The organism is Pseudoalteromonas sp. XMcav11-Q, from assembly GCF_040104525.1.
GTDB lineage: Bacteria > Pseudomonadota > Gammaproteobacteria > Enterobacterales > Alteromonadaceae > Pseudoalteromonas.
In genome coordinates, this window is the sequence record NZ_JBECOX010000024.1 from 1 (window position 1) to 18,541 (window position 18,541).

The 18,541-nt window shown below is 42.6% G+C and carries 22 protein-coding genes and 1 rRNA gene; 4 read left to right on the plus strand and 19 right to left on the minus strand.

Features of this window, described 5'->3' with window-relative positions:
• Window positions 1–114: ribosomal RNA gene (locus tag ABMY45_RS22670) — 16S ribosomal RNA — on the minus strand; the annotation flags it as partial.
• A gap of 625 nt (window positions 115–739) precedes the next feature.
• Here ABMY45_RS22670 and ABMY45_RS22675 point away from each other — a divergent pair.
• Window positions 740–1,207, plus strand: coding sequence for an RNA-binding protein (locus ABMY45_RS22675; RefSeq protein ID WP_045988290.1), 468 nt, complete (start codon window positions 740–742; stop codon window positions 1,205–1,207).
• Here ABMY45_RS22675 and murI read toward each other — a convergent pair whose 3' ends face one another.
• Together murI and ABMY45_RS22685 are read right to left on the minus strand one after the other, a co-directional pair.
• On the minus strand, window positions 1,208–1,984 hold the full coding sequence (gene murI / locus ABMY45_RS22680; RefSeq protein ID WP_349289532.1) for a glutamate racemase: 777 nt from the start codon (window positions 1,982–1,984) through the stop codon (window positions 1,208–1,210).
• A 63-nt stretch (window positions 1,985–2,047) separates the two neighbouring features.
• Window positions 2,048–3,175, minus strand: a complete 1,128-nt coding sequence (locus tag ABMY45_RS22685) for a DUF5610 domain-containing protein (RefSeq protein ID WP_349289533.1) — start codon at window positions 3,173–3,175, stop codon at window positions 2,048–2,050.
• A gap of 164 nt (window positions 3,176–3,339) precedes the next feature.
• Here ABMY45_RS22685 and trmA point away from each other — a divergent pair, with 164 nt between their 5' ends.
• Window positions 3,340–4,434: a tRNA (uridine(54)-C5)-methyltransferase TrmA gene (gene trmA / locus ABMY45_RS22690; protein WP_349289534.1), complete on the plus strand. Its 1,095-nt coding sequence runs from the start codon at window positions 3,340–3,342 to the stop codon at window positions 4,432–4,434.
• A 10-nt stretch (window positions 4,435–4,444) separates the two neighbouring features.
• Here trmA and ABMY45_RS22695 read toward each other — a convergent pair whose 3' ends face one another.
• Genes ABMY45_RS22695 through ccoG form a run of 5 tightly spaced genes read right to left on the minus strand, consistent with a single transcriptional unit; the run spans window position 4,445 to window position 8,721 of the window.
• Window positions 4,445–4,903, minus strand: coding sequence for a DUF523 domain-containing protein (locus tag ABMY45_RS22695; protein ID WP_010604383.1), 459 nt, complete (start codon window positions 4,901–4,903; stop codon window positions 4,445–4,447).
• A gap of 48 nt (window positions 4,904–4,951) precedes the next feature.
• On the minus strand, window positions 4,952–5,581 hold the full coding sequence (locus ABMY45_RS22700; RefSeq protein ID WP_010604382.1) for a thiol:disulfide interchange protein DsbA/DsbL: 630 nt from the start codon (window positions 5,579–5,581) through the stop codon (window positions 4,952–4,954).
• A gap of 18 nt (window positions 5,582–5,599) precedes the next feature.
• Window positions 5,600–6,223 carry a thiol:disulfide interchange protein DsbA/DsbL gene (locus ABMY45_RS22705; RefSeq protein ID WP_206471517.1) on the minus strand — a complete coding sequence of 208 codons (624 nt, stop codon included), beginning with the start codon at window positions 6,221–6,223 and terminating at the stop codon, window positions 5,600–5,602.
• Window positions 6,224–6,239: 16 nt separating this feature from the next.
• Complete coding sequence (locus ABMY45_RS22710; protein ID WP_227386790.1) at window positions 6,240–7,214, minus strand: serine/threonine protein kinase; 975 nt, start codon at window positions 7,212–7,214, stop codon at window positions 6,240–6,242.
• 49 nt (window positions 7,215–7,263) lie between these two features.
• Complete coding sequence (gene ccoG / locus ABMY45_RS22715) at window positions 7,264–8,721, minus strand: cytochrome c oxidase accessory protein CcoG (protein WP_102057652.1); 1,458 nt, start codon at window positions 8,719–8,721, stop codon at window positions 7,264–7,266.
• 249 nt (window positions 8,722–8,970) lie between these two features.
• Between ccoG and ABMY45_RS22720 the strand changes: the two genes are divergently transcribed.
• Window positions 8,971–9,330, plus strand: a complete 360-nt coding sequence (locus ABMY45_RS22720) for a hypothetical protein (protein ID WP_026001103.1) — start codon at window positions 8,971–8,973, stop codon at window positions 9,328–9,330.
• Window positions 9,330–9,533 carry a hypothetical protein gene (locus ABMY45_RS22725; protein ID WP_010604378.1) on the plus strand — a complete coding sequence of 68 codons (204 nt, stop codon included), beginning with the start codon at window positions 9,330–9,332 and terminating at the stop codon, window positions 9,531–9,533. The genes ABMY45_RS22720 and ABMY45_RS22725 overlap by 1 nt, the downstream gene beginning before the upstream one ends.
• A 3-nt stretch (window positions 9,534–9,536) precedes the next feature.
• Here the strand turns inward: ABMY45_RS22725 and ABMY45_RS22730 are convergent, their stop codons facing one another.
• The 11 genes from ABMY45_RS22730 to gspE all read right to left on the minus strand — a co-directional run bounded on the left by ABMY45_RS22730 (window position 9,537) and on the right by gspE (window position 18,456).
• Complete coding sequence (locus ABMY45_RS22730) at window positions 9,537–10,106, minus strand: UPF0149 family protein (RefSeq protein WP_174171060.1); 570 nt, start codon at window positions 10,104–10,106, stop codon at window positions 9,537–9,539.
• Window positions 10,107–10,212: 106 nt separating this feature from the next.
• Complete coding sequence (locus ABMY45_RS22735) at window positions 10,213–10,971, minus strand: type II secretion system protein N (RefSeq protein WP_010604376.1); 759 nt, start codon at window positions 10,969–10,971, stop codon at window positions 10,213–10,215.
• A 2-nt stretch (window positions 10,972–10,973) separates the two neighbouring features.
• Window positions 10,974–11,447, minus strand: a complete 474-nt coding sequence (locus ABMY45_RS22740; protein WP_349289535.1) for a type II secretion system protein M — start codon at window positions 11,445–11,447, stop codon at window positions 10,974–10,976.
• Window positions 11,444–12,649 (minus strand): type II secretion system protein GspL, encoded by a 1,206-nt coding sequence (gspL, locus tag ABMY45_RS22745; protein ID WP_349289536.1) that lies wholly within the window; start codon window positions 12,647–12,649, stop codon window positions 11,444–11,446. The genes ABMY45_RS22740 and gspL overlap by 4 nt, the downstream gene beginning before the upstream one ends.
• On the minus strand, window positions 12,646–13,647 hold the full coding sequence (gspK, locus tag ABMY45_RS22750; protein ID WP_206471520.1) for a type II secretion system minor pseudopilin GspK: 1,002 nt from the start codon (window positions 13,645–13,647) through the stop codon (window positions 12,646–12,648). Before gspK ends, gspL begins: the two co-directional genes overlap by 4 nt.
• Window positions 13,644–14,282, minus strand: coding sequence for a type II secretion system minor pseudopilin GspJ (gene gspJ, locus ABMY45_RS22755; protein ID WP_010604372.1), 639 nt, complete (start codon window positions 14,280–14,282; stop codon window positions 13,644–13,646). The genes gspK and gspJ overlap by 4 nt, the downstream gene beginning before the upstream one ends.
• Window positions 14,282–14,659: a type II secretion system minor pseudopilin GspI gene (gspI, locus tag ABMY45_RS22760; protein ID WP_206471521.1), complete on the minus strand. Its 378-nt coding sequence runs from the start codon at window positions 14,657–14,659 to the stop codon at window positions 14,282–14,284. The genes gspJ and gspI overlap by 1 nt, the downstream gene beginning before the upstream one ends.
• Window positions 14,656–15,249 (minus strand): prepilin-type N-terminal cleavage/methylation domain-containing protein, encoded by a 594-nt coding sequence (locus ABMY45_RS22765; protein ID WP_010604370.1) that lies wholly within the window; start codon window positions 15,247–15,249, stop codon window positions 14,656–14,658. The genes gspI and ABMY45_RS22765 overlap by 4 nt, the downstream gene beginning before the upstream one ends.
• Before the next feature lie 3 nt (window positions 15,250–15,252).
• On the minus strand, window positions 15,253–15,678 hold the full coding sequence (gene gspG, locus ABMY45_RS22770) for a type II secretion system major pseudopilin GspG (protein WP_026001105.1): 426 nt from the start codon (window positions 15,676–15,678) through the stop codon (window positions 15,253–15,255).
• A 64-nt stretch (window positions 15,679–15,742) separates the two neighbouring features.
• Entirely contained in the window at window positions 15,743–16,969 is a 1,227-nt protein-coding gene (gspF, locus tag ABMY45_RS22775; RefSeq protein WP_010378505.1) for a type II secretion system inner membrane protein GspF, read from the minus strand.
• Window positions 16,969–18,456 (minus strand): type II secretion system ATPase GspE, encoded by a 1,488-nt coding sequence (gene gspE, locus ABMY45_RS22780; RefSeq protein ID WP_174171065.1) that lies wholly within the window; start codon window positions 18,454–18,456, stop codon window positions 16,969–16,971. Before gspE ends, gspF begins: the two co-directional genes overlap by 1 nt.
• Window positions 18,457–18,541: the final 85 nt, after the last annotated feature.

Consider the following 18,541-nt stretch of genomic DNA (forward strand, 5'->3'; position numbering starts at 1 on the left):
TCACCCGTCCGCCGCTCGTCATCTTCTAGCAAGCTAGAAATGTTACCGCTCGACTTGCATGTGTTAGGCCTGCCGCCAGCGTTCAATCTGAGCCATGATCAAACTCTTCAATTAAAAGTTTTTTGAAACCTAAGTTTCGTGCTCAATGAATTCTGATTTTGATACCTTTCGGTATCGAATTGACTGTGCTGAATAAACTATGTTTATTCTGTTGGTCACTCAGCTCAATTGAGACTCTAAATTTGTTTGCGTCATCTAGCGAACTAGAATCTGCTGTTAGAACTCAACCTGTACGAGTGCCCACACAGATGATTGCTTCATATTTTTAAAGAACATTTCGAAACATTTCGCTGTTTCGAGGGGTGTGCATTCTAAGCATTCCCGATTTTTTGTCAACACTTAATTTTGAATTTCTTGAGAAGAAGTTTTCTCTTAAGTTTTCAAAGCTAAGTTTTACTTGACGCTAACTCGTTGCTGCTTTGCTTTTCAGCGTAGCGCCCCGTGTCAGTGGGGTCGCATTATAGGGCGATCCGATTTTAGTGCAACCCTTTTTTTCGATCTTCTTGATCGTTCGAACAAACATTAACCAAAACCCACTTTTTAGTATAAAAACCATGCAAAAAAGGACAAATCTTACTATCAGAACTATATTAATTATTGCGAAGTTTAATTAACTCGTTAAGATAGCTAACTCATTTGTTAAATTAATGTTTAACCTTATTTTAATTGGTATATTTATATGAAGTCTTTTGATCATAAAGTAATTTTGATCACTTTGGTTATTGCAGTAGCGAGCTTTTTCATTGTTGATCTTGCATTAAGCTCTACACAGCTCGACGCTGCTCTTATGCTTGCCGTAGGTATTATCATCGGTAGTGTAGTAAGCCAGTTTTTAAAAAGTGATACACAACAAGAAAAACAATCAAACTTATCAACTACTACATTATATGTAGGCAATCTACCATATCGAGCCAACGAACATGTTGTCCGCGAACTTTTCGAAGAGCAAGGGCAAGTATTTTCAGTTCGTCTACTTAAGGATAAAAACACAGGCAAACGACGTGGTTTTGGTTTTGTTGAGATGTCTAAGCAAGATGCAGAAAAGGCGATCACTCAACTCAATGAGCGTGAATTTCAACAGCGTACATTAAAAGTAAGAGAAGCAAAGCAAAAGCCTGAAGGTGAGATGGATCACTCACCCGCTTAATTAATCTTTATTTAAATTAATTATAGAGATTGCTTCTTTACTATCCATTACTGGTGCCGTTGCATAGAAACACACTTCCGATGCACTCGGCACCTTTTCTCCTACTACTATTTGACTTCCCAACAGTGACACTGCACGGTTGGCTATTGCTTTGCCTGAATCAACCAGCTCAACATGCTTCTGTAAGCAATTCTTGATATCGTGAGCTATCAAAGGAAAATGTGTACACCCCAACACGAGCCTATCAACAGTGGCTGGAATGTTAAGCCGAGCTATTTCCGCGCACAGTGCCTCTTTATCCAACTCGTTATGCCAATAAAAGTACTCAGCGATCCTTACAAGCTCCGTTGAATGCAAAGTTTCAACTTTACAACCTGAGGTAAAATCCATGATGAGCTTATGCGTATATGCATTATTTGACGTTGCCGGTGTTGCTAATAGTGCGATGTGCTTGGTCTTTGAACTAGACGCAGCAGGCTTAACAGCAGGAACCACACCTATAATTGGTATCTGGGTATGTTTTCTGGCTTCTTCTAATGCGTATGTTGAAGCGGTATTACATGCAATAACGATAAGATCAACATTGCCCAAGTATTGCTGTTGCCAACGAATAAGTCCCTTGATACGTGATTTGATTAGCTCTTGAGGCTGAAGGCCATATGGGAGAAAAGCATTGTCCATAACATAACTAAATGAAACCCCCTGCAAACATGCCTTTAAGTGCGACAGCACACTGGTGCCACCGATCCCCGAATCGAAAACCAAAATATGCGACAAACTTCATACCTCAAATCAATGAAGTATGAAGTTTGCCATGAGTCCTCGCGAAAATAAACTGGCTTAGCTTGTTTGTTTTTGCTCTACTTGCTCTTTATTTAGTTCATTCAGTTTACTAAAAAAGCTACTAGCATAATCCAAAAACTCATTTAGTCTCGACTGACCTTCATTCATCCAAGCAAGCAGGTTTGGCAACTCATTATCGGCATTGAGTCCCTTAGCTTGCTCTTGCACATCTGCTAACTGCTTATTGAGTGGCATAAATGCCTTCTCTAACTCTTTCATTGGATTACCTTGCTGATATTGAGCAATCGCAGCTGACGTTTTACTTTGTCTTAGATCCATCGTGAAATTAGTGATCTGATCTGAGTTTAAGCTAAGCGACTTTGCCAAATCGAAAGCTTCATCGTATTCACCACCGAAAAAAGAGTCACTGACATTACGGATATCTTCCATCATATCGTTAATTGCCTGCTGCTCCTCTTCGTTCAACTCACCATTTACCTTAATTGAGAAACTGACTTCGTGAGAGGACTTAGTGCCATATGCCATGCCATAATCATTACCTTTTTGCGCGACACTCGCAGCGGCCCCCTGAGCATACGCATCGGAGAATGAAATAACGACTTCATCCCCTTCAGCTGTAGTAAATGCATATTCAGCCTGATTAGAGAGGCTCGCAAACTGTGCGGCACTGATCGCTAATGCCTTTGGCGACTTTTCTTCAAACAGCTCTTTTTCAAAATCATCTAAACCTTTAAAAATCCCTTCTCGTGATTTTTCAATACCATCTTCGATATCGGAATTGAAAGCGCCCATGCCTTTTAACTCTTCGCTGGCTTCATCAATACCCTGCAGCACGCCCTTACGTGCCCCATCTAGCATGGATTTCAATTCGTCATCATTTTTGCCGTCGACTTTGGCTTTCTTCACTGCACCCTGAACAAAATCGAGTACATTTTTGACAATAGATTCAAAATCAAATAGTGGCTTGTCTTTTTTATCTTGTGTCGGCTTCTCAATCCCCAACGCTTCTGCAAGCTTATCATCAAGAATTTTAGCTGCTAGCTTAGATTTATTCCCCGCATAGATGTCCGAATTAATTTGGATATTTGGTCCTATCCCTTTGCTCTTTCCAGGCTTATGCTGCATCGCTGGATTGAGCAACTGATTTAATTGCCCGATTTTCATGGTATGCCCTCCAATATATTAGTTAGATTATCGGCATATTTGCGCAAAGCTAAAGTATAATGATTAAAAAAACAGCAAACCAGACGCATCAGTGATGCTAGACTGGACAAATTAGCAACGCTCCCTAAAATAGCGCCTCTTAATTCAACATAGATGGTTTTAGCATGGCAGTAATAAAAATTGATGATTCAGCATACGAGCAACAGTTAGCAGATAAAGCTGAGCGTATCACAACACAATTTGCACAGTTTGATGCACCTGCACTTGAAGTGTATGAATCTGCAACTCGCCATTACCGCCAGCGCTGTGAATTTAGAGTATGGCATGAGGGTGAAGATCTGTTTCACATCATGTTTGACCAGCAAACAAAAGAAAAGATCCGTGTTGATAGCTTTGATCCTGGTGCGCCGCTTGTCAATGAAATGATGCAGGTGATGATACATCAGCTGAAAGGCAACGAAATATTGCGTCGTAAACTGTTTCAGATCGACTACCTCACGACACTGAGTGGTGAAGTACTGATCAGCTTGCTTTATCACAAGCAGTTAGATGAAGCGTGGCAAACCGCGATGCAGACATTGAGAGCCGAGTTGCAACAAACCTATAAAGTTGATTTTATCGGTCGTGCTAGAAAACAAAAGGTTGTGTTTGGCAACGACTATGTAACTGAAAAACTAAGCGTTAACGGTAAAGAGTATATTTATCAGCAGGTTGAGAACAGCTTTACGCAACCGAATGCACAAGTGAATCAGAAAATGCTAGCTTGGGCGCAGTCCATCAGTGAACCGCTAAGCAACGATCTACTTGAGCTTTATTGTGGTAACGGTAACTTTTCAATTGCGTTGGCTGGTTCATTCAATAAAGTGCTGGCTACGGAGATCTCTAAATCATCAGTAAAGTCTGCACAATTTAATATTGCAGCAAACAAAGTCGATAACTTAGATATTATTCGCATGTCGAGTGAAGAGTTTACACAAGCCATGAAAGGGCTGAAGTTTTCTCGATTAGATGGTATTGATTTACAGTCCTATGATTGCCAAACGATCCTTGTCGACCCGCCTCGTGCTGGTATGGATGAATTAACCTGTCGCTTAGTCAGCAACTACGACAACATTATTTATATCTCATGTAATCCAGACACATTAGAGCGTGATTTAGCCTTGTTATGTGAAACACATAAAATCGCACGCATGGCAATTTTCGATCAGTTCCCTTATACCCATCATATTGAATCTGGCGTTTACTTAGTGAGAAAGTGATCTCTAACTATTAACGACTGGCTGCCATCGCTGTGATAAGTGCTGGCAGTTGAGTTTCGCTAAAGACTTGAATACCGGATTGCTGTAATAAAGACGCCGTTAGCCCCTGCCCTACTATTTTTTTACCTGTATGACTACCATCGTAAATCAGATTGCTGCCGCAAGACGGACTGGACTCTTTTAACAACGCAAACTTTATATCGTGCTGAAGACAAGCCGCTAGCGCTTTTTTAGCACCGAGTTCAAACGCGGTGGTAAAATCATCCCCTTGTTTACTCAAAACTTTACCATCTGCTATTTCAGCCGATGGGCGAGGTGTTGGTAAACCACCAGATACTTCGGGGCACAGCGGTAAGACCCAATTTTTTTGCCGCCAATACTGCAACGTATTGTCTTGAAGGCTTTGTGAAGAGGCGTCATACCTCACCGGATAACCTAATAAACAGCTAGAAACTAAAACTTTAAACATAAAAAAGCCCCGCAACAATTGCAGGGCTAGTCTAATACAAATTAGATTTTATTTCTTTGCTAAATAATTCACCAAAGCTGCAATTTGCTCAGGCTTAGTCGTACCAGACTCACGAAGCAATAGCTTGTATTTACCGTTTACCACGAACATTGGTACACCTGTTAGCGCGCCTTTATCAGAAAGTGTCTTCTGCATTCGTTGCATTTTTGAAGCTTTAGTACGAACAGAGAAACTGGCATAAAGTTTATCAAACTTCTCTTCTTCAACACCTTGTGCAATAAAGATATCTTTTACATCAGCAAGTTCATTGATTTTTGCGCGCTTGCCATGGATATGATTAAACATGGCTGCAACTATCTTGTCTTTTTGTGGCAGCACTTCAGCAGTTGCAAGTGCTTGTGCCAACACCTGTTGGATCTCAGGCTCTCTTGGACCAACAAAATCTATATGGCTCTTTTTAAACTTAACGCCCTCGTCCAGCTTTGGTTTAACGTCAACGATTAAATTTTCCATTGCGTTACAGGCTGGACAATAAAAAGAAAAATACTCCATTACCTCAGGCTTTTTCGTGCCACGCTCGGCAATAACTTCATAATGCACACCTTCTTCAAATGGCGCAGCCTGAGCAAGAAGAGGAAGCATTAGTGCAACCGCTAAGCCTTTTAATACTTTCAACATACTAACTTTCTCCAGTCCTTATTTTTTTAATAGATATGCGATCAATTCATCAAGCTGCTCTTGGCTCTTGATACCTTTCATTTCGATTCTGTATTTGTCATTTACGATAAAAGTTGGAACGCCTGTTAGTGCACCCGCGTCAGAAAACTTATTTTGTGCTTTAAGCATGTTATTTTCAGCACTCACGACAGGCATACTCGTTACAGCCTGCTCAAACTTTTCAGCAGAAATCCCATTTAACTCCATTAGCGTTTTCAAATCTTTAATGTCTAACAGTTTGTTTCTTTCAACATGAATAGTATTGAAAATCTTCTCAGCAATCACATCCGCTTTGCCTTCTTGCTCGGCAATAATATAGGCATAGCTAAGATTACTTTGCGTCTCTGTAGGAATACCTCGTAGGAAGTTTACATGGCTTTTTTCAAAGCGAGCTTCCTTTGGTAAATTCTTTTCAATCGCTTTTGCAATTGGCTCAAAGCGGAAACAGTGAGGACAGTAAAAAGAGAAAAACTCGGTAACTTTCTCTGATTTACTCTGTTCGGTTGTTAAGGTCGTGTAGTGCTCACCTTCGGTAAAGTCTGAAGCCATTGCTGCAATAGGCAAAAATAGTGCGACTAATGCGATTCTGAATTTCTTTAGCATGTTACTCTCTCTAATTTTAAGGAAATAGGCTCAAACTTGGTTCATCTAATGCGGCAAATTGCTCTTTTAACGCTAGGATCTGTTGTTCCCAGTATTTGTCTGTCGCAAACCAAGAAAAGTTCCGTTCGAATGCAGGATCCTGCCAGCGCTGTGCCAACCAAGCCATATAATTCACCATTCTCATGGCACGTAGCGGCTCAATTAACGCAAGCTCTTTTGAATCAAACGGCATAAATTCTTCGTAACCCATAAGCAGGGTGTCTAACTGTACCAATTGCTCGTTGCGGTCGCCATTTAACATCATCCACAAGTCTTGTATTGCAGGGCCTTGCTGACAATCGTCAAGATCCACCAACATCAATTGATCTCTAGACCACAATAAATTTCCAGCATGACAATCCCCATGAAGCCGAAGTGTTTTAGTAACTTGATACTTTAAGGTTGCTTTGTTAATAACTTGCTCAAGAATAGTAACAAATGGAGTATGTAGATGACTAGGTACTAGCTGGCTTTTTAGCAGTGTTTGTTGCGCATCAACCAAAAAACGCTGGGTATTGAGCTGTGGTCTATGCTCGAATGCTCGCTCAGCCGACAGACAATGCAAGCGCCCTAGATAGCGACCTAAAATTTCTAAGTGGTCTAGATTATCGAGTTCGAACTGGCGTCCACCAACGCTTGGAAACAACGTATAGCGGTAACCTTCATGAAAGTGCAGACTACGCCCAGCAATAATTAAAGGTGCCACAACTGGCACTTCAGCTTCTTTCGCTGCCAGCGCGAACTCATGCTCTTCAAGAATTTGTTCATCCGTCCAACGCGCTGGACGGTAAAACTTCACTACATAACGCTTGCCGTCCTCAGCACCAAATTGATAAACACGGTTTTCATAGCTGTTCAGGGCCAATAACCCCGTTGTAGGATATATCTCAAGTGCCTCAATCGCATCTAAAATAAGATCCGGTGTCAGTGCGTTAAAACTAAAATCGTTCATAATGTTTATAAAAAAGCGAGGTTTTATACCTCGCTTTTACCTTACTCTATTATCTTCCTTTGAAGAAATTGGTCGGCTGCGCCAGCCGCTCTTCTGGATCTTCTTGGTTAATAAGCACAAACTCAAATTCGGTTACTGGCTTTTTCAAATCATATGGATCAATCACAACAGAGAGTGGCACATCTAATGTCGTGCCTGCAGCTAAGTGCACCTCATGCTTACCGATCACCTGATAATTACTTAGACCCGTTATTGCAATAGAAAATTTCTGCTCAACTTGCGCTTTGTTTATCACTTTCAAGGTATAGGTATTTTCTACCAATCCCTCAATATTGACACGATAAAGTTGATTTCTATCCCGAATAATATCAAGATCCATCGGCTTACGCATCGCAATATTCGCAACTAATGCACCAGTGATAACGACCAGGATCATTAAATAACCGATTAATTTACCACGTACTGGTTTGGTCTTTTCGCTAGATGATTCTAAATTGCGCTCTGTAGTGTAAGCAATTAATCCGCGCGGGTAGTTCATCTTATCCATAACACCATCACAGGCATCAATACACGCACCACAGTTGATGCATTCATATTGCAAACCATTACGAATATCGATACCGGTAGGACACACCTGAACACACAGGTTACAATCAATACAATCTCCTAGACCTAGCTCTTTTGGATCTTGCTTGCGTCCTCGAGGACCGCGACTTTCACCTCGTTCGCTATCATAAGCGACGGTAAACGTATCCTTATCAAACATGGCTGATTGGAAGCGAGAGTAAGGACAGATGTGTAAACACATAATTTCCCTCATCCAACCGGCATTACCATAAGTACAAATGGTAAACACGATGATGCTAATGACGGAATAAAAACCTGCTGAAAAAGTAAGTAAATCAGGGAGCAATGAGCGGATCGGGGTAAAGTAACCAACAAAAGTGATTGCGGTATACAGTGAAAAGAGTATCCAGCTACCGTGTTTTGCCGTTTTTCGCCAAAACTTGTCAAAATCCATCGGTCTCTGATCTAGTTTTTTCCGTTGGTTTGCTGTTCCTTCAAATTTTTCTTCAAACCAAATAAAAATAAACGTCCAAACGGTTTGCGGACAGGTGTAGCCGCACCATACCCGGCCATAGAAGGTGGTCACCAAGAACAGAGCAAATGCCGCTATCATCAGAATAAAAGCAAAGATAGTCAGATCTTGTGGCCATAGTGTCATGCCAAAAATATTGAACTTCTGCTCAAAAATATCGAACAACACCGCTTGATGGCCGTGAAAGTTTAACCAAGGTAAAGCCATAAATGCCAACATACCAATAAAGCCGATACGCCTTCTTAGCAGTTGATGTAGGCCAGACACCGCCCGGACATATATGCGATTACGAGGATTAAAACGATCGGGCGTAGAGCTATTGAGCGATTTCCCTTCAGTGCCACCTATTGGCTTTTGAATTTTTACTTCAGACGGTATGTTTTTAACCTTGATTCTTTCGTTCTCCATGGAAGCTCCTTAGTGCTTTGGAACGAGATGCACTTGCTACAGTGACCTTGAAAAATACAGGCTAAACTATTGCAATGTGCCCCATGACATAGTTTAGCGCTTACTATTATACGCTTTGAAACCCTATGATTAATAGTAAGTTGAGCTAAAACCCACCATAAATGATGAGAGACCTGTTGCGACCTGACAGACAAGTTTATTACACTAGGAACAAGATTTTTGTTAGCTAGATCAAATCAGCGTCAGATTATGAAAAAATTCTTAGTATTAGCCATTATAGTCGTTGCTCTGTTTACTGTGGATCATCCATTGATTAAAGAGCCAAGAGATAGGTTACTCGGTCAAGGCGTTGAAGTGCTAAGCGAGTCCAGCAAAGTACAACGCAGTACGGCTGCAAGAATCGCCAGAGCCAACGTAGTAAAAGCAATTACCATGACAGATGACGAAAAGCGCTATATTGATGAAGCCCTTGCAACAGATGAAAAAGTAAGGCTTTTCCACCTCAAGTATTGTAAAGAAAACGACTATAACTTGTATTTTTACGGCCCCGATCTCGTCAAAATCTGTGAAATTGCAGAGCAAGCCATTCATGAAGCAAAGGGATTATAATGGACTTTAGTCAATTAAATAAAAAGTCGGCAAAATCCTTTAATGATCAAAAAGCACTCATCAAAAAGCTTAGTCAGGGACGTGTTGTCAATTGCCCAAGCTGTCAGCAACCCATAGCACTCAGTTTAAGCCAATCAACGTCAAATAGAGCTGTGGCGCAATGCCAGCAGGGTTGCACATTTATCGAGTTAGATCTCGCATAAAGGTTATTCAAATAGTCCACTATTCACTGCGGCAACTTCGACTAACTCAGCATAAGATGCGGCAAACTCGTCAGCCAATTGCGCTTGAGTTAGTTGAAACTCGACCAGTGACTGTCCTATTTTGTCACAGTAAATCGTTAACTGTTGCTCACCAAGTGCAAAGAGCCCTAGTTGTTCTGTGCTCACTTGCAAAGCTTGTTTAATATCGTCGGCGAGCGGACTGGACATCAATTGCTCGTAAAAGGGCGTTGCCGCCATTAAAAATCCTTCGGCCCAATTAATTTTTTGCTCAAGTGGTGTTTCACTATTCCAAGGCAATTGAAATTCAGTTTCGTATACCTGCTCAGAAATCTCATGATGTAAGGCCATCAATGCAAACGCAATACTCTCATCTAATTCTGGATCCGCATTGGTTAAAGTCTTAAGCCACTTATCAACCTCAATACCGTTCGGGTCTATGCAGGTAGCAAATAAATATCCTTGTAAAAAAGCGATATCAATAGAAAGCTTGCGCGCAGAAAAGTAGTTTTCTAAATTCAGCTGATCAGCTGCAGTAAAAGAGAAGTCGTGCATAGTGTTGCCTTGAACTTAGGCGCCGTATCAGCGCCTACAAAAATACTTTTATATTAATAACTAACCTGAGATTAGATTAACTAAAGTCTGATATGACAGAAGTATATTATAAATTTACCGGGTAACGACCTTCGCCATCCGGTCTACCCAAAAACTTAACCGCATCGTGTACTTCTTTTGGTAGACTTGCATCTGGCTTAATATTACCAGATACGCGAAACTGGAAATTGGCAGCAAGTGTCGCATCAGCCTGTAAGCCCAGACGATTTTCAGGGTCAACAAGCACGGCAATATCTCCTGATTTACAATCGAGCTGGCCACTAAGGTCGCCGATACTAAACCAACCATTCATGCCTTTAACATCAATATTTGGACTACTTATCTCACCATTTAGCCCTTCACAGTATGGTGCACCACTTTGGTACTTTTTCACATTGACGATAACACGCCCTTTGGCATCAACCGGCAATGGCAGGGTTACTTGATCCATAGCCTGCTCAACACTGAAACGAAGTGAGGCATTATTTACCATCACTGATTTACTGACTAAATTCGATGAGAAATTAGCTTTTCCTGAGATCTCATTTTTATCTCTCGCATTACCAAACTGTACATTGCCTGCCAGATCACCGAGTAGTAAAGCCGACGGTTCAAGCTCCCACTGAACCTGATTCAATTGAATGTTATTGAATCTCACACCGCTCACTTGACCATGCCAAACAGAACCATTTACTGCACCTAGCTGCAAATTAGCTGGCAATTGACCTTTAAAAACTTGCAGCAACACCGCTGCTGGCATAGTAAAAGCACTAAAAATAATAAATGCGAGTAAAAATATAATGAGTAGAGATAGTGTTTTTTTCATAATTATTTCTCTAAAACCAAGCGACTAACACGCACAAAGCCAGGTAAATTCCCTTGTGTAAGGTCTAGGTTTTCTACTTTTACTCCATGCTTATTTGTCAGTTCATCTATCCAAGCAACAAGTTTATTAAATTCCACATCATCGATGGTTAAACGCAGGCTTTCGCCACTAGGTTGCATTTTACTGATATCGATTTGAAAGCGGCCACGGGTGTTATTGACTATCTGGCTGATATTACCGCCGCTAATCACCTGTGCAGGGCTGTTAGATTTCAGCTTATTCACGCTTTGACCAACCCAATTTACGAGCTCGTGATTACGTTTTAGCTTAGCTTTGGCATCGCTGACAGCCTGATTTAAAGGTTTGAATATACCCATTATCAGAACAAAAACGACAAAAATAACGCCGGCAACGATCAGCAGTTTTTGTTCTTGCTCTTTTAAACCACGCCAATAGTTAACTGCTTGCTGCTTCATGCTGCACCTCGAATACGAATTTCACCCACCACAAAGTCACCATCATTGTTCAGGGCCCCCTGTTCAACGCTTACACCGCGTTGCTCTAAAATTGCTTTGACCTGACCAAATATCTGGAACTCTTTTGCGCGCGCTCTAATTCTGAGTTCATTCCTACGTTTGTCGTAACGTAGCGTTTCAGGAGCGAAAGCATCAACCTCTTCATAAATGGCCACAAAATGATTTGTTAATTCGAGCAAGCCGCCTTGCTCCGTACCAGATAAAGCATCAAGCTCATTTTGGATCTGTTTTTTCAATAAATGCGGACGCACTACTTTATTTGGAAATGCCTGTTGATACATAGCAACCGCTTGGGTTTCTAGCTGATTAGCTTGATGACTTATTACATACAGTTGAGTGCCTTTAATTGCGATAAAGCTCACTACTGCCACGCTCGCCGCTATTAAGCCACTGCGCCAATCACGCCACCACTGCGGTTGCTTTTTCTTCGCAGCGAACCGACCTTGACGCAAATTAAAATCAATATTTGATAATGATTTCGCGAAGATGGCTAAAGGTAAATCGTAATCTTGTTGTTGCGCAGTGAGCGCTATCGTTTCTGAGAAATCACTTGCAGGGCTAAAATGCGCCAGCTGCTCAACACCCGCAATGGCGAGGTACTCGTTAACCCAGCTAAGTTCAGCAGTGCCAACTTGCCAAGCATTGTGTTTGAATAGCCATTGCTGCCCTAACTGCACGGCACTAGTCATCTCTTCATGAAGCGGCAGACATAAGGCGTCTGGTAGCGCTTTACTTACACTGATCCCTGCGTCATCGAAGGCACTAAACCAGCTTTGTAGCCAACTGCTATCACAAATCGCAACATCGATAGTATGTGTGTCGGCTTTCATACCCGGTTTACCAATTGCGATAAATAGCGCATCGATGTCGGTCGCGACATGTTCCTCAAGCATAAATGGTAAGGCTTGCTCTAGTTTCCTATTCCATTTTGCTGGTAATTCTAGCGTGCGTAACTGCACCGCTGTCGCTGGTAGTAACAAAACAACTGGTCTCGTTTGCGCTTTTTCGGCAAGGCTAGCAAGCTGTTCACTCCCTTCTAATTCACCACTGGCAATAATTTGTTGTTGTTCTGTTGACCACACTAACCAGTGTATTGTCGCCTGGTGTGACTGATCCACACGGATCAATAATTGTTCTGTCACTCTACGCCTCCAAATTTACGAGCAAGCACGTACGCTTTACCATCTTTTGTTTCTATAATTGATGTGAGAGAAAAGCGTCGCTCATCAAACACAGCTGTTGCTCGCAACTGAAAATAATTGCTGTTAATCGTAAAAATTTTGGAAGTCTTGTTAGGGTCTTTGACCCCTTGATTCGCGACTTCCGTGTAAAATTCATTAATATCGGTAAAACCTTTTTTTGGTCTTGCAGAAATAATAGCTTCAGCACCTGACTTCGATAAACCAGGTATAAGCGCACTGAGTAAAAGCGCTTGTTCTGGCAATATCGTATTGACGTTTACCGCAAGCTCCTCACTTCCGGGGATCACGCAAACATAAGGCTTAATTTTTTCCATCACCAGCGGGTTAAAGCCCTTAATCACGCGTAGCTCACTAACAGACGCCATCAAATTATTAGCCGTTAAATAAGGCGTCTGATTAGACATATACTCGTCTTCTTCTGCCCCTGAGCGGTAAGTAATGCTATCTTCGTCAAGCCAATCGTAGACACTATCAGCAAGGGCTTCCTCGCTTTCGTTACTCGGCAAATCCTCAATATTCTTCAAAAGCTCCAATAGCGCAGCATGGGCTGGGTTAGTATTCTTTCCACCAATCTGCTGACCACCTTGGTCATTTCCATTTGTTTGTGACTTTGCTCTCAAAGCATTCAGGTTTAGGCATGCCTGTAAGTCTGTAACTTTACCGCTCAACGTACCATGGTCAACAGGGTAAGGCACTTCTTCACGAGCCCAAGGCTGGTCTAGATTAACGGTATCAGGATCATCTTTTTTCGCTTGTATCAACGCTCTTTTGACTAATTCCTCAGCACCATAGCTATACCACTTGGCTTGTTGCTGAGTTTGAATATTCGAGGCCTTTTGTACCTGCACCATTAAACTACTCGCCATTTCAGCGGCAATTGTCGCTGCCAATGCAACGATGAAAAGTACGATAACAAGCGCTGCACCTTGCTGCTTCATGGCTGTTGCCCCTTATCATCAGCAACACCACTGCCTGGCGTTAAAAATAAACGGCTTATTGGATCCGAGTCTTTTCTTTGCAACGTCACTTTAATCGCTTTAGGTAACGATTTCGACTTCCAATCAGCTTGCCATTTTAGTTTGTCGTCCAAAAATTCAAACTTTAATTCTTCGACATCTTCCAAGATGACCTGCGCGCGTGGCTCTGTTCCATCTAGCTGATCAACGTATATTCGATAAATACGCTCAAGCTTGTCATCGATAACCCGATAGCCCACTGCCTGCAGTTCAGAGCGAGGCAATAAACTAATAGGGTTAGTCCAACCATCACGAACAAAAGCGATACCATCATATTGGCTCTCAAGCTCATACCGGCCATGGATGATATAAGTTGGGCTAAAATCCCCTGCTTCATTTCTGACTTCTCGCTTAGTGATCTGATTAAAATCCTGATCCATCAAGCGGAAAGTCGTTTGTAGACCTTCAATTTCGGCAATTTTTTCCGCTGATGCAGCTTGGGCCTTCAGCGTTGAATCTAAAATTTGGTGAGTCGCCGTCACCACCACCGCTAAAATAGCCAGTGCCAACAATACTTCTATTAGCGTGAAACCACGCTGAGGTGTATGCACTGTCACTACTTACTCCGGTACATAAAAGTGGTGATGTCATACACTGAGTTTTTGAGTTCAGGTTCGCGGAAAACGTGCACGGTGAGCTTTACAAAGCTAGGATCTGCGGTTTGTTGGATATGCTGTTGCCAATACCAAGTGACCCCGGCCATTTCCTCTTCGCCTTTGTTACCATTCTTCCCATGCCAGTCATCGCCTTGCGCACGCAAAAATACCAAGCGATTTTCTGCCACCCACGACGCATAGGTCTGCTCTTCAAGCGAGCCGATATGGTTTATATGTTCGCTTGTTGCTTGCATTGCAGCAATACCAGCGACAGCACAAATACTGAGCGCAACCATGACTTCAAGTAAGGTAAAGCCCAAGCTTTTTCTAGCGTTCATTCTTCAGGTTCCCGCTTCAGCCCTACTGGTGCCATAAATTCACCTTCGACAAAAAATATTGGCTCTTGAAGCTCTTTATTTTCCACACTTAATCTAAATGCGCTGACTTCACCGGAAGATAAAATAAGTACTTGCGGGATCTTGAGCTTTTTAAGTTCAAGCAAATTGTCGTCGTCGCCGCCACTCATCAACTCTCGCCAATTTGCTTGCTCAAGTAAGTTATCTTGAGACCAAGGCAGATCTTCTAATATTAATTCCACTTTGTACTGCTCAGGCAGCTCAATTGGTTTGTAGATATCGTCGGCTTCGAAAGTTCGCCACTTCTCACCGTCAAAAACCAAAAACTCAATCACACCTTTATCTAAGTGAAAACCAAGTTCAACCTGATTTAGTACTGCAAATTCTGATGCAAGATTAATCGTCCCCTGCACACGCATAGCCATGGTTTCGAGCTCTTCCTCATCACTATCACTGACGGTATAAGTAATGAGGTTTACTGAAAAAGCAATGATCACCAAGACAATAAGGACTTCTAGTAAACTGAAGCCCTTTACCTTAGCTAATGCCGGTTTATGCAGAGGTGCTAACATAGATTAACGTTCGTCTTCCGTATCCCAGTTACCGATATCATCATCAGTTCCAACTTCGCCATCCGGACCCATTGAAAAGATATCGATTTGGCTCATTTCGCCAGGACTTACTAATTGGTAAGGATTACCCCATGGATCTTCTGGAAGCTTAGAAATAAAGCCACCTTCAGGGAAACGTTTTGGTACCGGGTCAATATTGGTTTGCGTTACCAAAGCTTCCAAGCCTTGCTCTGTAGTTGGATAGCGTTTGTTTTTTAGTTTGTACATCTTCATTGCGTCTTCAATCTGACGAATATCTAGACGTGCCTTTTCTTTTGCTGCTTCTTCTTGTTGACCCATCACGTTAGGCGCAACGATAGATAAGATCATACCGATGATAACAAGTACCACCATCACTTCTAGTAGTGAGAAACCTGATTGTTTTTTCACAATGTTTACCTCAATGCTGTTATTGATGACCATGCAAAAACATGCGATGGCCTTTCCTTTTTGACTACAATCCTACGGCTTTGTTCATCGCCATAATCGGCTGAAGAATCGCCATAACTATAAACAGTACAATAATTGCCATCGTCGCTATCATCGCAGGTTCTAGCAACTTCAGCGAGACATTTACCATACTTTCAAATTCTCTTTCTTGGTTATTCGCTGCACGCTCAAGCATCTGTTCTAATTCACCCGACTTTTCACCGCTGGCAATCATGTGCAGCATCATAGGTGGGAACATTTTGGTCTGTTGCAACGACGCTCTAAGGCTTGCACCTTCACTCACACGAGTCGCCGCTTCTGCAACGGAGGCTTTGATTTTTTCGTTCTCAAGTACTTGGCCTGAGATTTTCATGCCCTCAAGTAGCGGAACAGAACTCGATGAGAGAATACTTAAGGTACGCGCAAATCGTGCAGTATTGACACTGCGAGTTACCTTACCAAGACCTGGTAAACTCAGCAGCTTACTATCATACCAAAAGCGGATCTTAGGTTTTTGTAATGCTTTTTTAATCGCGTAGGTGCCAATGACAACCACTGCCAATGTGATCATCCAGTAGTTTTGTACAAAATTACTGGCAGCCATAACCCACTCTGTTGTCCAAGGCAGTGCTTGCTTAGATTTCTCAAAGGTCTTCAAGATCTTTGGTACTACCGTTCCCAATAGAATGGAAACAATCGCGATAGCAAAGATGACCAAAATAATGGGATACACCATCGCTTGCGTAATTTGGCTGCGCATATGCTGGCGCTGTTCAGTGTAATCGGCCAAGCGATTTAGTACTTCATCTAAGTGCCCTGACTTTTCTCCAGCGGCAACCATTGAGCGGTACAAGTGATCAAATACGTGAGGAAACTCCGACATACCATCTGCAAGTGTATAACCTTCAACGACTTTTGATCTTACCGCCATCAGCATACGCTTTAGTCTTGGCTTTTCGCATTGCTCAGCTACAGCCATCACCGCAGCTTCAACAGGTAAAGAGGATTGGATCAAGGTTGCCAACTGGCGCGTGATCAAGGCAAGATCTGATACCGAGGGACGGTAGCCTTTAAAAAGCGTAAAACCACCACTACTTTGGTTTTTATCTTTCTCCGCAGCAGGCAAAACTTCAAGTGGCATCATGGCTTTTTCTCTTAGCATCTGCCTAACTTGCTTCGCCGTATCCGCCTCTAAAATTCCTTTCTTCTCTTTGCCTTTACCATCTAAGGCGCGGTATTCAAACGCTGCCATTAGCCTTCCTCACGTGTTACACGCATTACTTCTTCTAAGGTTGTTTGGCCAGCAAGTACTCGCGAACAGCCATCTTGTCGGATGCTTGGCGTACGCTTACGAATATACTTCTCAACCGCCTGCTCACCTTTACCGTTATGAATAAGTTCACGGATGGGCTCATCAACGATGAGAAGCTCATGAATACCCGTACGGCCTTTGTAACCATTGAAATTACACTCTTCACAGCCGACTGCACGGAAGATTTGCGTGCCACTGTCTTTGGCCACACCCAGTAGTTCACATTCTCGTTCATCCGCCAAATGCGCTTCTTTACAGTTAGGGCAAAGTGTTCTTACCAATCGCTGTGACAGCACGCCTAGTAGTGATGAACTTAAAAGGAATGGCTCAACCCCCATATCTTCCATACGCGTGATAGCACCAGCGGCCGTATTCGTATGCAGTGTGGATAATACCAAGTGGCCGGTCAAAGATGCTTGAACACCAATTTGCGCGGTTTCTAAATCTCGGATCTCACCAACCATCACCACATCGGGATCTTGACGTAGGATCGCACGTAAACCTCGAGCGAATGTCATATCCACTTTTGGATTTACTTGTGTTTGGCCAATGCCTGGGATTTCATATTCAATCGGATCTTCAACCGTTAAAATATTGCGATCCTTAGAATTGATTTGTGTCATGCCTGCGTACAAGGTCGTACTCTTACCTGAGCCCGTTGGACCGGTAACCAGTATGATGCCGTGAGGCTTGGCTATGATCTCTGCAAACGCATCGCGGTTTGCTTGGGTCATGCCCAAATCTTCGAGATCTAATCGCGCATTATTTTTGTCTAGTAGACGCAGCACCACTCGCTCACCAAAGCTTGATGGCATCGTCGATACACGCACATCCACGGCTCGCCCCGCAATCCGCAGACTAATACGGCCATCCTGCGGCACACGTTTTTCTGCGATGTCGAGCTTAGCCATTACTTTGATACGAGAAACTAATAATGAAGACAATTTACGGTTTGGCTTCAAGACTTCTTTCAGTACACCATCAACCCTAAAGCGAATAACTAGTTCTTGCTCGAATGTTTCGATATGAATATCCGATGCACCTTCTTTTATCGCTTCACTCAACATGGCATTAATTAGCTTGATGATAGGCGCATCATCATCCGCGGCAAGCAGGTCTTCTGTTTGTGGCAATTCTTCAGCAAGCGAGAACAAGTCCATCTCGTTGCCGATGTCTTCCATCATCTGTTGTGTTTCAGAGCTGTCTCTTTGATAAGACGCCTCAAGCATATGCTCAAAGCGTTCTTCATCTAAAGCTTCGAGATGTAATGTCTTTCCTGCAACTCGGCGTACCTCCATCAGCGTTTCAAGATCAAGCGTACCTTTGTGAAAGAGCTTAGCCTGATCGCCATCAGGGCTGAGTAACACCCCTTTGCGACGTGCAAACGAAAATGGCAAACGTAAAGTGATTGCTGGGACGGGCGGCATTTCAGCCACCTCACCTAGTATTGGCTCAGCGCTTTGCAGCTGCGCTGCCATCTCTTCAGCTTCAGCTCCTAAATCCGGCGTGACT